This window comes from Bacillus sp. NMTD17 (assembly GCF_002998735.1).
In the GTDB taxonomy this organism is placed as follows: Bacteria; Bacillota; Bacilli; order Bacillales; family Bacillaceae; genus Bacillus.
This window is the reverse complement of sequence record NZ_PVRH01000001.1, coordinates 643,190-657,518: the sequence shown is the minus strand read 5'-3', so window position 1 is coordinate 657,518 and position 14,329 is coordinate 643,190. Positions and strand designations below refer to the sequence as shown.

At 44.2% G+C, this 14,329-nt stretch carries 13 protein-coding genes; 2 read left to right on the top strand and 11 right to left on the bottom strand.

The window, feature by feature from the left end; all coding sequences use genetic code 11:
* Positions 1-205 precede the first annotated feature (205 nt).
* The 4 genes from gap to C6347_RS03235 all read right to left on the bottom strand — a co-directional run bounded on the left by gap (position 206) and on the right by C6347_RS03235 (position 5,315).
* Complete coding sequence (gap, locus tag C6347_RS03250) at positions 206-1,213, bottom strand: type I glyceraldehyde-3-phosphate dehydrogenase (RefSeq protein ID WP_012011304.1); 1,008 nt, start codon at positions 1,211-1,213, stop codon at positions 206-208.
* A 31-nt stretch (positions 1,214-1,244) separates the two neighbouring features.
* Positions 1,245-2,282 carry a sugar-binding transcriptional regulator gene (locus C6347_RS03245; protein ID WP_106030512.1) on the bottom strand — a complete coding sequence of 346 codons (1,038 nt, stop codon included), beginning with the start codon at positions 2,280-2,282 and terminating at the stop codon, positions 1,245-1,247.
* A gap of 314 nt (positions 2,283-2,596) precedes the next feature.
* The gene (locus C6347_RS03240) at positions 2,597-3,982 is read right to left on the bottom strand and encodes an amino acid permease (protein ID WP_060597718.1); all 1,386 of its coding nucleotides are present in this window, start codon (positions 3,980-3,982) and stop codon (positions 2,597-2,599) included.
* A gap of 139 nt (positions 3,983-4,121) precedes the next feature.
* On the bottom strand, positions 4,122-5,315 hold the full coding sequence (locus C6347_RS03235) for an ornithine--oxo-acid transaminase (protein ID WP_060597328.1): 1,194 nt from the start codon (positions 5,313-5,315) through the stop codon (positions 4,122-4,124).
* Positions 5,316-5,524: 209 nt separating this feature from the next.
* Between C6347_RS03235 and C6347_RS03230 the strand changes: the two genes are divergently transcribed.
* The gene (locus C6347_RS03230) at positions 5,525-6,967 is read left to right on the top strand and encodes a sigma-54 interaction domain-containing protein (RefSeq protein ID WP_106030514.1); all 1,443 of its coding nucleotides are present in this window, start codon (positions 5,525-5,527) and stop codon (positions 6,965-6,967) included.
* A gap of 27 nt (positions 6,968-6,994) precedes the next feature.
* Here C6347_RS03230 and C6347_RS03225 read toward each other — a convergent pair whose 3' ends face one another.
* A complete protein-coding gene (locus C6347_RS03225) occupies positions 6,995-7,732 on the bottom strand; it encodes a FadR/GntR family transcriptional regulator (RefSeq protein WP_060597329.1) in 738 nt (245 codons plus the stop codon).
* A 172-nt stretch (positions 7,733-7,904) separates the two neighbouring features.
* Positions 7,905-9,203 (bottom strand): RNA polymerase factor sigma-54, encoded by a 1,299-nt coding sequence (rpoN, locus tag C6347_RS03220; protein WP_106071388.1) that lies wholly within the window; start codon positions 9,201-9,203, stop codon positions 7,905-7,907.
* Positions 9,204-9,273: 70 nt separating this feature from the next.
* Between rpoN and yvfG the strand changes: the two genes are divergently transcribed.
* Positions 9,274-9,489: a protein YvfG gene (gene yvfG / locus C6347_RS03215; protein WP_003213121.1), complete on the top strand. Its 216-nt coding sequence runs from the start codon at positions 9,274-9,276 to the stop codon at positions 9,487-9,489.
* Positions 9,490-9,513: 24 nt separating this feature from the next.
* On the opposite strand, the gene C6347_RS03210 is transcribed toward yvfG, so the two are convergent.
* From C6347_RS03210 to nikB, 5 genes are all read right to left on the bottom strand, one after another.
* A complete protein-coding gene (locus C6347_RS03210) occupies positions 9,514-10,839 on the bottom strand; it encodes an MATE family efflux transporter (protein WP_106071387.1) in 1,326 nt (441 codons plus the stop codon).
* Between the two features lie 62 nt (positions 10,840-10,901).
* Entirely contained in the window at positions 10,902-11,717 is an 816-nt protein-coding gene (locus C6347_RS03205) for an ABC transporter ATP-binding protein (protein WP_060597331.1), read from the bottom strand.
* Between the two features lie 13 nt (positions 11,718-11,730).
* Entirely contained in the window at positions 11,731-12,546 is an 816-nt protein-coding gene (gene nikD / locus C6347_RS03200) for a nickel import ATP-binding protein NikD (RefSeq protein WP_060597720.1), read from the bottom strand.
* A 4-nt stretch (positions 12,547-12,550) separates the two neighbouring features.
* Complete coding sequence (gene nikC, locus C6347_RS03195; protein ID WP_034660032.1) at positions 12,551-13,384, bottom strand: nickel ABC transporter permease subunit NikC; 834 nt, start codon at positions 13,382-13,384, stop codon at positions 12,551-12,553.
* A complete protein-coding gene (gene nikB, locus C6347_RS03190; RefSeq protein ID WP_106071386.1) occupies positions 13,381-14,325 on the bottom strand; it encodes a nickel ABC transporter permease subunit NikB in 945 nt (314 codons plus the stop codon). The genes nikC and nikB overlap by 4 nt, the downstream gene beginning before the upstream one ends.
* Positions 14,326-14,329 lie beyond the last annotated feature (4 nt).

The following is a 14,329-nucleotide window of genomic DNA, read 5'->3' as shown; positions in this document are numbered from 1 at the left end:
GGAGATCCTCCTTTATTCTGGTTTCCTTACGCATTGGACAAGTCTCTCTTTATCCTTTTCCCATTTTGCCCTCATCAAAACGAGAAATCGTGCAGAACGGATAAAAACAGAGAAAAAGGGAAAGGGATGCTTCCCCTTCCCTTGTCCGTCTTCATTATATCGTGTCTCTAGGAAAGAACCAAGTGAGTTCCTTCAGTGTGAGAAATTAAAGACCTTGTTTTGCAATGTAAGCTGCAAGGTCAACAACGCGGTGAGAATATCCACTCTCGTTATCGTACCAAGAAATGACTTTCACCATGCTGCCTTCCATCACCATTGTAGAAAGAGCATCGATTGTTGAAGAGTTTGCATTACCATTGTAGTCACCAGATACTAATGGCTCTTCGCTGTAGCCAAGGATTCCATTAAGTTCTCCTTCAGCTGCTTCTTTAAGTGCTGCATTTACATCTTCAGCTGTTACATCTTGGTTTAATTCAGCCACAAGGTCAACTAAAGAAACGTTAGGTGTTGGAACACGCATAGCGCCACCGTTTAATTTACCTTTAAGTTCAGGCAATACAAGTGAAACAGCTTTCGCAGCACCTGTAGAAGTTGGGATGATGTTTTCCGCAGCTGCACGAGCACGACGGTAGTCTTTGTGCGGAAGATCAAGAATTTGTTGGTCATTTGTGTATGAGTGAACAGTTGTCATCATACCGCGTTTGATACCAAATTTATCGTTAAGTACTTTTGCAAATGGAGCTAAGCAGTTTGTTGTACAAGATGCATTAGAGATGACATCGTGGCTAGCTGCATCGTATTTGTCTTCGTTTACACCCATAACGATTGTGATATCTTCTTCGTTAGCAGGAGCAGAGATGATGACTTTTTTAGCGCCAGCTTCTAAGTGTTTTGCAGCGTCTGCACGTTTTGTGAAGAATCCAGTAGATTCAACAACGATTTCTACGCCTTGTTTACCCCAGCTTAATTTCGCAGGGTCACGCTCAGCTGATACTTCGATTGTTTTACCGTTCACTACTAAGTTTGTACCGTCTACAGAAACCTCTGCATCTAGTTTTCCGTGAACAGAGTCATATTGTAAAAGGTGTGCAAGCATGTTAGCGTCTGTTAGATCGTTAACCGCTACTACCTCAACTTCAGGATTGTTTAATGCTGCACGAAATACGTTACGTCCAATACGTCCAAATCCGTTAATACCGACTTTTACTGCCATGATGTTTCCTCCTTTTATAGGTAACAATGTTTTATATTGAGGGATCAATTGACTCCCTTAATAACTCTTTTGCGGCTCCTTCGTCTGTGACGAGAACCGTTCGGCGGGGTTTTTTGAAATAAGCTTCAATGGCCCCTGCCTTTGATGATCCACCTGCAACAGCAATGATGTGTGGAATGCTTTCTAAATCATCTAGCTGCATGCCGACGGAGTGCACTTTGTGGACGACCTCACCATCACGATTAAAGTAATAGCCAAAGGCCTCTGTCACTGCGTCATGCTCATCAATCTTTTTTAAATCTTCAGCTGGTGTATTTCGTCTCATCGCCATTGTTTTTGCTTCACCGATCCCATGAATGAGCATCGTGGATGATTTAATCGTTTGAAGCACTTCTTTGACTGACGGCTCTTCAATAATAGAAGAGTAAGCACCTTCTGACAGCTGCCCTGGAACAAACAGCAGTTTGTAAGTACCGGAAGCTTTTTCAGCCATGTGGGCACAAATGGTGTTTGCCTGATTTTTTACATTCTCCCCAAGACCGCCTCTCGCAGGGACAAACATCATGCCTCTGTTTTTGGCATCAGGGGTCATCATTTCGGCAACGGCTTCCATCGTCGTTCCGCCAGTGACGGCGACGATATTATTTCCAGTAAACCTTTTTTTCATACATTGGACAGCAGCTCTTCCCATTTCTTGCTTCACCCACGGGGATTCGTCACTGTCACCAGAAACGATGATGACTTCTTCTAGGCCTAACTTCCTCTTTAATGTATTTTCCAAAAAGGTTAAACCTAAAACGTCCTTCATCATTCCTTCAAGCATTTCAAGCAAAGCGTGGCCTTCACTCGTCAGCATCATGCCGCTCGTTTTGACATCCAGCAGGTTTTGTTCTTTTAGAAACTGAACTTCAGCTCTTAAGATGCGCTCACTGAGACCTAGGCTCGTCGCAAGGCTTCTGCGGCCGATTGGTTCAGCTAACCTGATGTATTGCAAAATGTCGTAGCGTTTTTGCATAACGATGAGAAGATCTGGCAATAATTTTTTTTGAGCTTCCAATAAACGATTCATGGCTAACGACCCTTTCTTTTCACGTTGGACTAAAAACGTCCCACTGTGACAAAAAACGTCCCGCCACAGCCAAAAAAAATCAATCCCTGCTTTCTTTAATTATTTTAACAGGATAATCTTGCATTTTCAACTCTTACAAACACATTTAGACAAAAAATAGACACATTTTCACCGATAACCTGCTTGTCATCAAGGTTCTTGCTATGATATTTCTTTTCAAAATATTTATTTTCTTCTATATTCAATGAATTCACCATTGAAAATGTGCATGCGTGTGAGATCCGCATGCACATTTTGTTGATATAGTTGGTCTTTTAAGTTTTTGGGATGGTTCCTTCCTCTTCGGCGAAACGCTTTGCCTCTTCCTTCGGTTTGATTTTGAAATAATAAATGATGTAGCAGACAGCCATGAACGGAACGCCGCAATAAAGGCCAATCCGCTGATCCTCAATAAAGAATAGGCTGATGAGAACGATGCCAAATGCGATGAAGCCTGCCAATGGCACAAATGGATAGAGCGGTGTACGGAAGACGAGATCCTTTACATCTCCACCCGCTTTTATGAATTGTTTTCTAAAGAAATACTGAGACAAACAAATGGACATCCACACCACAACTAGAACCATTCCGGAAATCGAAATGAGCCACACATACACCGTTTTTGGTGCCACAACACTTGTGAGCAGGGATAAAGCGGATACACCCATTGTCACCAATAATGCATTGATCGGGATTTTACGCTTGGACAACTTTTTCGTAAAGCCAGGTCCTTTCCCGTCCTTTGAAAGCGACCAAAGCATACGTGATGATGCATATAATCCAGAGTTTGCTACAGATAAGACAGCTGTGATGATAATAAAATTCATGATATCTGCAGCATATGGGATGCCGACCTTGTCCAGCACGACCACAAACGGACTGTCAACAGTGCCTGCTGTCTGCCATGGAAGAAGCGCGGCAAGAACCGCAATTGATAAAACGAAAAAGACCATCGTTCTCCAAATAATATTCCGTATCGATCGAGGCAATGTTTTTTCAGGGCTTTCACTCTCACCTGCTGCAATCCCTACAAGTTCTGTTCCTTGAAAGGAGAAATTGACCGTGACCATGGTTAATAAAATAGCAAAAACACCATTAGGAAATAGTCCGCCATGATCCGTCAAATGACGAAATAAAGGGGCTGGTTCTCCGCCTTTTAGATGAATCATTCCGAAAATTGCGCCAATTCCGATGATAATAAACAATAGGATGGCAGCGACCTTGATAGCTGAAAACCAAAACTCCGTTTCAGCGAAGCTGCGAGCTGAGATGGCATTCACGGCAAATAATATCACACTAAATGCTAGGCACCAGAGCCAAACCGGGATATCTGGGAACCACCTTTGGAGCAATATGCCTGCTGACGTAAACTCCAGTCCAATCGTACACGCCCAGCTAAACCAATACAGCCAGCCGATCATAAAGCCTGTGGACGGGCCTATATATTTGGTTGCATACTCCTGAAAGGAACCGGCTGTCGGCATCGCCACTGCTAATTCTCCAAGACACAGCATGACCAAATACATTAACAGTCCGCCAATGATAAACGATAGAATGGCTCCGCCAGGTCCTGCCTGATGGATAATCAATCCTGATCCAAGGAAAAGGCCCGTACCGATGACGCCGCCTAAGGCAATCATAAAGAGATGTCTGCTTTTCATGGAACGCTCTAGTTCATTATGCTGTTCTTGCTTCAAATCCACTTCCCCACTTTCTTTCTTCTATTCATCATCCTTTGACAAAATTCGCTGTTCGTTGAAAAAGAAAGGGAGAAAGTGAAGGTTCCTCCCCCTTTGGCATTTAGGCTTGAAACAGTGCTTCAATATGACCAATTGCCCAGTCTAAATCTTCTTTTGAAATGGTCAGCGGCGGTGCAAAACGGATAACTGTCTCATGGGTTTCTTTACATAACAATCCTGCTTGCTTCAGCTTTTCACAATAAGGTCTAGCTGCCTCTGTCAGCTCCATTCCTATAAATAATCCGCGGCCGCGCACTTCCTTAATCACAGGGCTTTGAATGCGTGATAGTTTGTCTTTGAAGTATTCGCCAAGCTCCATGGAACGTGCTGCAAGCTTTTCGTCGATTAAAACATCCAGTGCAGCAAGCGACACCGCACACGCAAGAGGATTTCCTCCGAAGGTAGACCCATGAGAACCAGGGTTAAACACGCCTAATATATCGCGGTTTGCTACGACACACGAGATTGGAAAGACGCCGCCGCCTAAAGCTTTCCCGAGGATCAGCATATCTGGCTCAATGTCTTCCCAGTCACACGCAAACATCTTACCTGTTCGTGCTAACCCCACTTGAATCTCATCCGCAATGAACAGCACATGTTCTTTCTCACAAAGCGCCTTGGCATCTTTCAAGAAGCCTTCTGGCGGCATGACAATTCCCGCTTCTCCTTGAATCGGTTCTATGAGGAAAGCCGCTGTCTGTGGTGTGATAGCTTCACGTAACGCTTCAATATCTCCGTAAGGAATCAGTTTTATTCCGGGAAGCATTGGACCGAAGCCTCTTTGGTATTCTGCTTCAGAGGAAAGAGACACAGCCGTCATCGTTCTCCCATGGAAATTGCCAACACACGCAATGATTTCTGCACGATTCTCTTCGATTCCCTTAACATCATAGCCCCAGCGTCTTGCTGCTTTTACAGCGGTTTCTACAGCCTCAGCACCAGTATTCATTGGCAGTGCCATGTCTTTATTTGTCAGTTTGCAAATTTTTTCATACCAAGGACCAAGCTGATCATTATGAAAAGCTCTCGAGGTGAGTGTCACACGGTCTGCTTGTTTTTTGAGCGCCTCAATAATGAGGGGATGGCGATGTCCTTGGTTCACTGCGGAATACGCACTGAGCATATCCATATATCGATTGCCTTCAGGGTCTGTCACCCACACTCCCTCAGCCTCTGAAATCACAATTGGCAGCGGATGATAGTTTGCCGCTCCATATTGTTCTGTTTGTTGAATCAATTCATTTGTCTGTGTCATCATCTATTCCTCCTTCTGTAAGGTAGCTTCTTTCAATTGGGTTCATCTTCATCCATATGTTATGCAAGGATCGTGCCAACTTTCTGACTGCTTGATCATGAGGGTCTACCTCATTATTTACGCAAAATTTCTTTGCGCATGCCAAATTTTTTAGAGGAAACCGCAAAATTTTTCATGTAAAATAGAGGTAACGTCAGGAGGTGGCACAAGTGAAAAAAGATCTGCATGCCGCAAAGCTTGAAAATGAGATTGATTTGTATAAACAAATGCTCGATTTAATTGATGTCGGGGTTCATGCAATTGACGAGAATGGCCATACGGTTGTTTATAATAAAAAAATGATGGAGATTGAGTCTTTAAAACGCTCTGATGTTCTCCATAAAAATGTACTCGACTTCTTCACCTTTCAAGATGAGATGCACAGTACACTTGTCCAAGCGCTTCGTACCGGGAAACAAACCGTTCATGCCAAGCAGACGTATCATAATTACAACGGAAAAGAAATCACAACGATTAACCATACATACCCGCTCGTTCGAGACGGCCTCATTCAAGGGGCAGTTGAAATTTCAAATGATGTGACCAAGCTGGAACGGCTGATTCATCACAATATGAAGAAAAAAGGAAGCACACGCTTTACCTTTGATTCCATTATTGGACAAAGCCCTGCATTTTTAGAGGTGATTGAACATGCGAAACGAGCGACACGCACCTCTTCTTATGTGCTCATTGTTGGCGAAACAGGGACTGGGAAAGAACTGTTTGCTCAAAGCATTCATAACGGCAGCAGTCGGTCATCTGGACCATTTATTACCCAAAATTGTGCAGCACTGCCTGATAATCTGATTGAAAGTCTGCTCTTTGGTACACAAAAAGGGGCTTTTACGGGGGCAACTGATCAGCCTGGTTTATTTGAACAGGCGCAAGGAGGAACATTGCTTTTAGATGAGATCAACTCATTAAATCCTCCTCTTCAAGCAAAACTGCTGCGCGTCTTACAGGAGAAACGCGTGAGAAGGCTAGGCAGCACAAAAGAAATCGCTGTTGATGTAAGAGTCATTGCCAATATGAATGAGGACCCTGTTGATGCGATCGCAGGTGGACGCATGCGCAAGGATTTATTTTATCGGCTCGGTATTGTCACCTTATTTATCCCGCCACTTTCTGAGCGAAAAGAGGACATTCCTACGTTTGTGAATCATTTTATTCAAAAATATAATGAGCTGTTTCAAATGAAGGTGAAGACGGCTGACGAAGAGGTACTTGCCCTTTTCCAAGCGTATCATTGGCCAGGCAATGTAAGAGAACTGGAGCATGTGATTGAGGCGGGGATGAATATGATGATGGATGAAGACGACTTAAGCATGCATCACCTTCCCTATCATTTTAGATTTAAGCACGGGGAAGGCCGTCCTAAGGCGCAATTGCAAACAAATTCTCTGCAGCAAACCGCAGCTGCTGACACCTTTGTCTATACAAGCCCAGAACAGACGACTGATTTCCAAACCCAAATGGAGCGATTCGAAAAACAATACATCGTCCATTACTTAGAAAAAATGGACGATAATATTTCACAGACTGCAAAGTTATTGGGCATGAGCAGGCAAAGTCTGCAATATCGAATGAAAAAGCTACATATTTCTCGTCAATAATAGAGCTGTGCCATCATTCGGCACAGCTTATTGTGTATCTGACTGTTCTGCTGTTTTTTGCAGCACATCACCGAGCAGATTTTCTACATTTTTCAAATGCGTAAGCATCGCTTTCTCTGCTTCTTCTGGCTGCCTTGCCATGACGGCTTTGTAAATTTGTTCATGTTCTTCGTAAAGCTGCCGAATGGAGGCTTTCGTTGAGAATAATACGACTTTTCTCGTTTCCCGCATCGTTTCTACTAACAAGGTTGAGACTTGATTCATTAACACCTTTAATACATCATTCTTCGAGGCTTTGGCTAAGGCGAGATGGAAGGTGAGATCTGCCTCTTCACCAATTTCTTCATGTGCTTCTGCCAGCTTCATTTGTTCGAGTGCATCACGCAGCTGATGAAGGTCATCGTCCGTCCGAAGCAGCGCCGCCTTTTTAACAGCACCTGTTTCAATGATGGTTCTCACTTCAAGGAGCTGCCTGACATCATGCTGCTTCATTAAAAATGCAGGAGATAAAGAAAATGCGAGCTGTTCAGGATCGAACTGCTTCACATACGTGCCTTCCCCTTGCTTCATCTCTATTAATCCGATCGCTTTGAGAGCAGACAGCGCCTCTCTTACAGCGGAACGGCTGACTTGAAAGCTTTCTGAGAGCGCTTGAACCGAATCTAATTTTTCCCCCGGAAGAAGCTCACCTGTACGAATGAATTCGATTAATGCATCCGCAATTTCTTCATATATTTTTTTGGTTTTGATTTGTTTATATTTCAATTGGTCTCACCTCATCACTGTTGTCTATCCTTATCGGCTCATGCCCTATCTTATACTTTACCCCAAAATTTCCGTTCAGACGTCTCCCCGATTTAATTTTCAAAAAATCTTCTGTGTGCCTTGCTTTCAACAAAAAAGAAGCACCTGCCTTGTTTCTGGCAAGTACTTTTTTTTAATCATGGCGCTTCCGCAGTGTAGATGATGGAAGATTCATTTGTTCACGATATTTCGCAATGGTTCTGCGCGACACACGGATACCAAAGGTTTGCTGAAGCTGCGTCATCATTTGCTGATCTGAATACGGTTTTTTCTTATTTTCCGTTTGGATCAGCTCTGCGATGTGCGTCTTGACTGTGTAGCTGGACGCCTCTTCCAGCGAAGGTCCTTCTAGTTTTGCTTGGAAAAATTGTTTCATTTCCATGAGACCATAAGGGGTTTGCACCATTTTCCCTTTCACCGTTCGGCTGACTGTTGACTCATGCACTTGCAATATATCTGCGATTCGCTTCATCGTAAGCGGTTTCATTTTATGTTTCCCTGTAAGGAAAAAATCTGTCTGATGGAAGATAATCTCACGAACGACATGGGTCATCGTTTGTTTTCTTTGCTTCAGCGCTTGGACAAGCCAATTGTATTGCTGCTCTTTTTCCTTTAGATACACATATGCTTCATGCCGCTTCTGGTCTTGAATCATGGCGAAGTATCCTTCATTCATTTCAACGTCTGGAAAAGCGCGCTGATTCAGCTCAAATGTGATGTGGTCCTGCACGACAGTAATCGTCACATCTGGCTCTATATACACAGGGTCCTCTTCATATGAGAAATGTATGCCCGGTCTTGGTTCCAGCTGCGACACCTCATCTTGTACCGCTTGAAGTGTTTTCATTGAAACGCCTGTTTTCGCCGCGATTTCCTTCCAAGCCTTTCTTGCAAAGAGAAAGAAGTGCTCGTCGATGATCAGCTCGGCTTCATACCAGCGCTCCTTTTTTCTTCTCAGCTGAAGCAGAATGCATTCTTGTAATGATCTTGCGCCAATACCGGCAGGCTCTAGCGATTGAAGCTGATGAAGGACGGCTTCTACTTCTTCAGCTGGCACCTCTAAGACAGCTGCCATCTCGTCAACCGGTTCATTTAAATAGCCATTGGAATCAATGGACTCGATCATAAAGTCAAAGATCCTTTGATTCTTTTCACTTAGATTCAAATCAATAGCTTGTTTCTTTAAATACATTTGCAGGCTTTCTTTTTGATGCGTTCGATACGGCTCTGTCATTAGATCTTGAGATTTTTTATGATAAACTGGTTGATAGCTGTCCGTGTCTTTCCGCTCAATCAGAGGGTTCTCAAGCGCTAACTGGTCAAGATACTCGCCAAGCTCAGCGCTATTCAGCTGGAGCAGCGTAATGGCCTGCCTGAGTTCTTGTGTGAGCACCTGCTTTAATACTTGTTCTTGTTGCAGATTAAGGCTCATTGTCTCCCCTCCCTCTCATCATTTTACATGAAGATTGACGGACCGTATATACGAAATAGGAGTGATTCCCATGTCTGAACTTTTTTCCGTTCCATACTTTGTTGACAACTTGAAACAGCACATCGCCATGAATCAAAATGAAGACAAGATTCATGCCATGAATGCCTATTACCGCTCAGTGGTGTCCACACTTGTACAAGACCAGCTGACCAAAAACGCTGTGGTCTTGAAGCGTATTCAGCATCTTGATGAAGCATATCAAAAAGTGAAAAAAGAAAGCGAATGAATGAACGAAAAAGAGCACCCTTTGTCATGATGGCAAAGGGTGTTCTTCATTTGCGAAAAGCTTCTGATCCAGCCTTGATTTGTACATCATCAAAAAGCCAGACCGTCCGGTAGTATAGATGATAAAGGCAAACCATAGTCCGTGATTGTGCCAAATAGGCGTGACCGCTGCTTGAACAACGATAAACAAGATCATCGCAAACAGCATCGAATTTCTGACAGGGGCAATTTCTGTCGCACCTGTAAATACGCCGTATATGACCAAACCGAAACAAGCGGCAAACGGATAGAGAACGAGCCAGTCTGCATAGCCTAATGTCACATCAAGAAGCCGGGGAAGATTTGTAAACAAGCTCAAGATCGGCTCTTTTAAGAGAAAATAAACCGACGCAATGACGCATGCCATGACAAGTGCCCACTGTCTCGAAAGAGTTAAAGTTCTTTCATAAAGGGTACGGTCATTTGCACCAACTGATCTGCCCACAAGGATGCTGGATGCATTGGCAAAACCATCGAACAAATAAGCCATGATATAGTGAATTTGAAATAAGATGGCATTGGCCGCCAGCATCTCTGTTCCAAAAGAAGCACCTTTTGCTGTAAACATGTTAATCACCACTAGCAGACAAATCGTCCGAATAAACAAATCTTTATTCACATGAAACATTTTCTGAACTGCCTGTGTATCCATGATTTTCTTAAGAGAAGGCATCTGGAACCCGTTTTTGGAATGCTTCATGATGATCCATGCGCCTAGCACAAAGGCAGTTAATTCAGATATCAATGTCGCAGCCGCCACCCCTTTGACTGCAAACGAAAACACATGAACAAGCAGAAGGGCAAGGACCATATTCATGACATTGATCAAGATTTGTAAAGAGAGGGCTTCTTTCATTTTTGCCATTCCCATCAGCCACCCTAATATCACATAATTCATCAAGGTAAACGGGGCACCCCAAATACGAATATGAAAATAATCTGCTGCAAATTGCCGGACATCCGCAGCGGGAGAAATCACTAGAAAAGCAGATTGAATAATTGGCCATTGCAGGGCAATAAAACAAAGGCCGACAATGATGGCGATTAAAAAAGGTCTTAGAAAAGCAAGTACGCCCTGCTCCTCACTCTGCGCCCCGTTTGCCTGGGCGGCAAAAGCAGATGTACTCACCCGCAAAAAACCAAAGAGCCAATATAGTGTACTGAAAATGAGACTGCCAACCGCGACGCCTCCAATATAAGCGGGATTGGCGAGCTGACCGACAACTGCTGTATCAACAGCTCCAAGTAATGGAGTGGTCATCGTTGAGATGGTTAAAGGAATGGCCAAAGCTAAATACGCTCGATGGTTCACGATGCCACCTGCCTTTCATGAAAAATAGCCTCTTCTAAAAGAGGCGTTGATGAAATGAAGATTTACCGAACCGGTCTGCCAATTGTTCGGGACAAAGGATGGTCTGCGAGCATTGCATCTCTCATTTTCTGCACCGCTGTCTCTTCTGATGAAAAGAAATCATCCTTTGATTGAAATTGAGCAACAAGTTCACCTTGATCCAATATCGCCAATTGATCACTTACATGATAGGCTGCCGTCATATCATGTGTAATAAATAAGTAAGCGACACCCAGTTCCTTCTTTAATTCTACTAATAAATCTAAAATGACAGCCTGTGTAACCATGTCTAAGCTGCTGACGGATTCATCCAGTACGACGAGCTTTGGCTGCAGCAATAAGGCTCTTGCGATGTTGATCCTTTGCAGCTGGCCGCCGCTGAATTGATGCGGATATTTAGACAAGTCCTTTTCACTGAGCCCGACTCTTTCCAGCCAGTGAATCAACACGTTTTTGCGTTCTTGTCGGCCCATAGCTTCATAGTTTTCAAGCGGCTCGGATAAAATTTGTTCGACTGTCCACCTTGGATTCACCGCCGAATATGAATCTTGAAACACCGCTTGCACATGCCGGCGATAATGTTTGCGTGTTCGCTGATCTGCACAATATATATCCTGCCCTTCAAAAAGGACCTGACCGGCTCTTGGTTTCTCTAGACCAAGTATGATGCGGCCTAGTGTACTTTTCCCTGCGCCGCTTTGCCCCAGCAATGCGAGGCATGTGCCTTCTTCAATGATTAAATTGACGCCGCTTAAGACTTGGTCTGCGCCTTTTTTTCTCATCAGAAACGACCGGCTGTTGTATGAATGACTAACTGCTTTCACTTCTAATAAATGCAAGGGCCTTCTCACCTCAAATCGGGCAAACAGCTGGGATGGATGGACGAGCTGCTAATAGTTTCTTTGTATAATCATGCTTCGGGTTTTCAAAAAGCTCAAGCACTTCTGCCTTTTCAACCATTTCTCCTTGTCTCATGACGACAACCTGATCTGCCATTTCTGCAATGACGCCAAGATCGTGAGTAATGAGCAAAATGGCAGTTCCATACTCATGACGAATTTGGTTTAGGTGCTCAAGCACCAGCTTCTGCGTGTGTACATCTAAAGCAGTTGTTGGTTCATCTGCTATGAGAAGAGGCGGGTGCATGCAGGCTGCCATGGCAATCATGACACGCTGCAGCATGCCGCCGCTTAGTTCAAAGGGATACTTGTTTAACAGCTTATCTGGCTGCGGCAGATTCATCTGCGCTAACGCATCCATTGCCTTCGCTCGTGCCTGCCTTTTACTGACAGCGGTATGCCGGCGGATGGTTTCAATCAGCTGATGACCGATCGTCCATACTGGTGTAAAGCTGTTCATTGGATTTTGCATAATATATGAGATGTCTTTGCCCCGAATAGAGCGCATATCCTTTTCACTCATACCGATCAATTCTCGTCCTTGTAATGTGATGCTGCCAGTGACTTCCGTTGTTTTCGGGTCAAGCATATGTAAGATCGACATACTTGTCACCGTTTTCCCGCAGCCGCTCTCACCTATTAATCCAACGATTTGACCACGCCCTACTTCAAACGATACGTCCTGAATAAGAGAGGTTGTCCCATGAGGCGTTTTCGTCTGCACATGCAGGTTCTCTATTTGTAAAATGGACTCTTGCACATCGATCATTCCTTTACACACGGCGTTTGATACCATATTTCTCTGAGAGGGCCTCTCCTAGTAAATTAAAGAGGACCACGACAGCCATGATCACAAGACCTGGGTACAGCATCAACTGAGGATTCGTTTGAATGTACGACTTCCCTTCATGGATCATCGCTCCCCATTCAGGCATAGGAGGCTGAACGCCTAATCCGAGAAAGGACATCGCAGAAATGTCCATAATCGCCCAGCCCATTTCGAGTGTACCAATGACCGCGAGCGGCGGCAGGACATTTGGAATCATATGCTTTCTCATGATGTTCCAGTGGGACGTCCCGCTGATTTTTGCGGCAGCAATAAAGTTCTGTTCTTTTAAACTCAGCACCATTCCTCGAAAGACGCGAGCATAGTATACCCATTGTACCAGCATCAAGGCAAGCACTACTTGAGAAAGTCCAGGACCGAAGATGCCGACTAATCCAAGAATCAGCACCAGGTTCGGGAATGCCATGATCCCGTCACAGATTCTCATCAAGACGTGATCGATCCAGCCGCCTTTGTAACCTGACAACAAACCAACGATTAACCCAATCAATAAAGAAGAGAGAAAGATTAATAACGCACAGCCTAGTGAAACACGTGCACCATATAAAATTCGAGATAAATTGCATCGGCCTAATTGATCTGTCCCAAGAGGATACTCCCACGAAGACCCCTTTAGCTTCATCGCTAGATTGACAGCTGCCGGATCATGTGGAGCGATCCACGGTGCACATACTGTCACAATCAGCAATAGACCAAGGAGCACCACACAGATCGAGATCATCTTTTGATGAGAGAAGAGATATTTTCCTTTTGTCATCATGGCTGGCGGCCTTCCTTTCTGGAAATACGGGGGTCAATGATCAGTTGGAGCAAGTCCACAATCAAGCTGCTCAAGATAAAGATACATGCTGCCATGAGGACATAGAATTGAATGACCGGCAGATCCCGGTTAAAGATCGCTTCAATAAAGAAGCGCCCAAACCCCGGCCATGAAAAAACCGCCTCTACGATAATGGTTCCTGTCAGCAGCTTGCCAAGATTCACCCCAAGCCCTGTCAGCATTGGCGATATCGCGATTCTCAATACATGCTTGAACATGATCGACCGTTCCTTTAATCCTCTGATTCTCGCATATTGAACAAAAGGCTCTTGAAGCGCCTCACTCACACTTGATCGTAATAGCCTTGTATACGTAGCAATTAAAGGGACGGCCAGTGTGATCGACGGCAGGATGAGATGCTCCCATGTTCCGACCCCTTCAACTGGTAAAAGATCGAGCTTCACTGAAAAAAAGAAGATGAGCAAATACCCCAAGACAAACGTCGGGATAGATGCTCCTAAAAAAGAAATAAGCCGGCTCATATGATCAACGACGCCATTTTTCCTCATGCCGCTGAAAAAGCCGAGCGGAATGCTGACACAAATAGCAATCAATAGACTAGTAAGCGCCAATTGAATCGTCGCTGGTATTCTATAGATCACCTCATTGAGCACAGGCTGGTTGGACATATACGACTGGCCAAAATCAAGGTGAATGGCTTTTTCAATGGTGTGAAGATACTGCATATAAAACGGTTGGTCTAAACCAAATTCATTTCGTTTTTGCGCTAAAATTTCATCCGTAGGCTGGATATGAGCCGCTGCTAAATATGCCTCAGCCGGGTCAACTGGTGAAAGGTGAATCATACCAGTCGTAAAAAGTGTGGCTAATAAAAATACAGGGATGATTGATAGCATGCGTTTGACGATATAGCGGCCCATTTCC

Excerpts from the sequence above, each read along its gene's own strand:
- nikB (WP_106071386.1), bottom strand. The coding sequence starts at position 14,325 with ATGGGCCGCTATATCGTCAAACGCATGCTATCAATCATCCCTGTATTT.
- C6347_RS03240 (WP_060597718.1), bottom strand. The coding sequence starts at position 3,982 with ATGAAAAGCAGACATCTCTTTATGATTGCCTTAGGCGGCGTCATCGGT.
- yvfG (WP_003213121.1), top strand. The coding sequence starts at position 9,274 with ATGTCTGAACTTTTTTCCGTTCCATACTTTGTTGACAACTTGAAACAG.
- C6347_RS03235 (WP_060597328.1), bottom strand. The coding sequence starts at position 5,315 with ATGACACAGACAAATGAATTGATTCAACAAACAGAACAATATGGAGCG.
- nikD (WP_060597720.1), bottom strand. The coding sequence starts at position 12,546 with ATGATCGATGTGCAAGAGTCCATTTTACAAATAGAGAACCTGCATGTG.
- gap (WP_012011304.1), bottom strand. The coding sequence starts at position 1,213 with ATGGCAGTAAAAGTCGGTATTAACGGATTTGGACGTATTGGACGTAAC.
- rpoN (WP_106071388.1), bottom strand. The coding sequence starts at position 9,203 with ATGAGCCTTAATCTGCAACAAGAACAAGTATTAAAGCAGGTGCTCACA.
- nikC (WP_034660032.1), bottom strand. The coding sequence starts at position 13,384 with ATGATGACAAAAGGAAAATATCTCTTCTCTCATCAAAAGATGATCTCG.
- C6347_RS03245 (WP_106030512.1), bottom strand. The coding sequence starts at position 2,282 with ATGAATCGTTTATTGGAAGCTCAAAAAAAATTATTGCCAGATCTTCTC.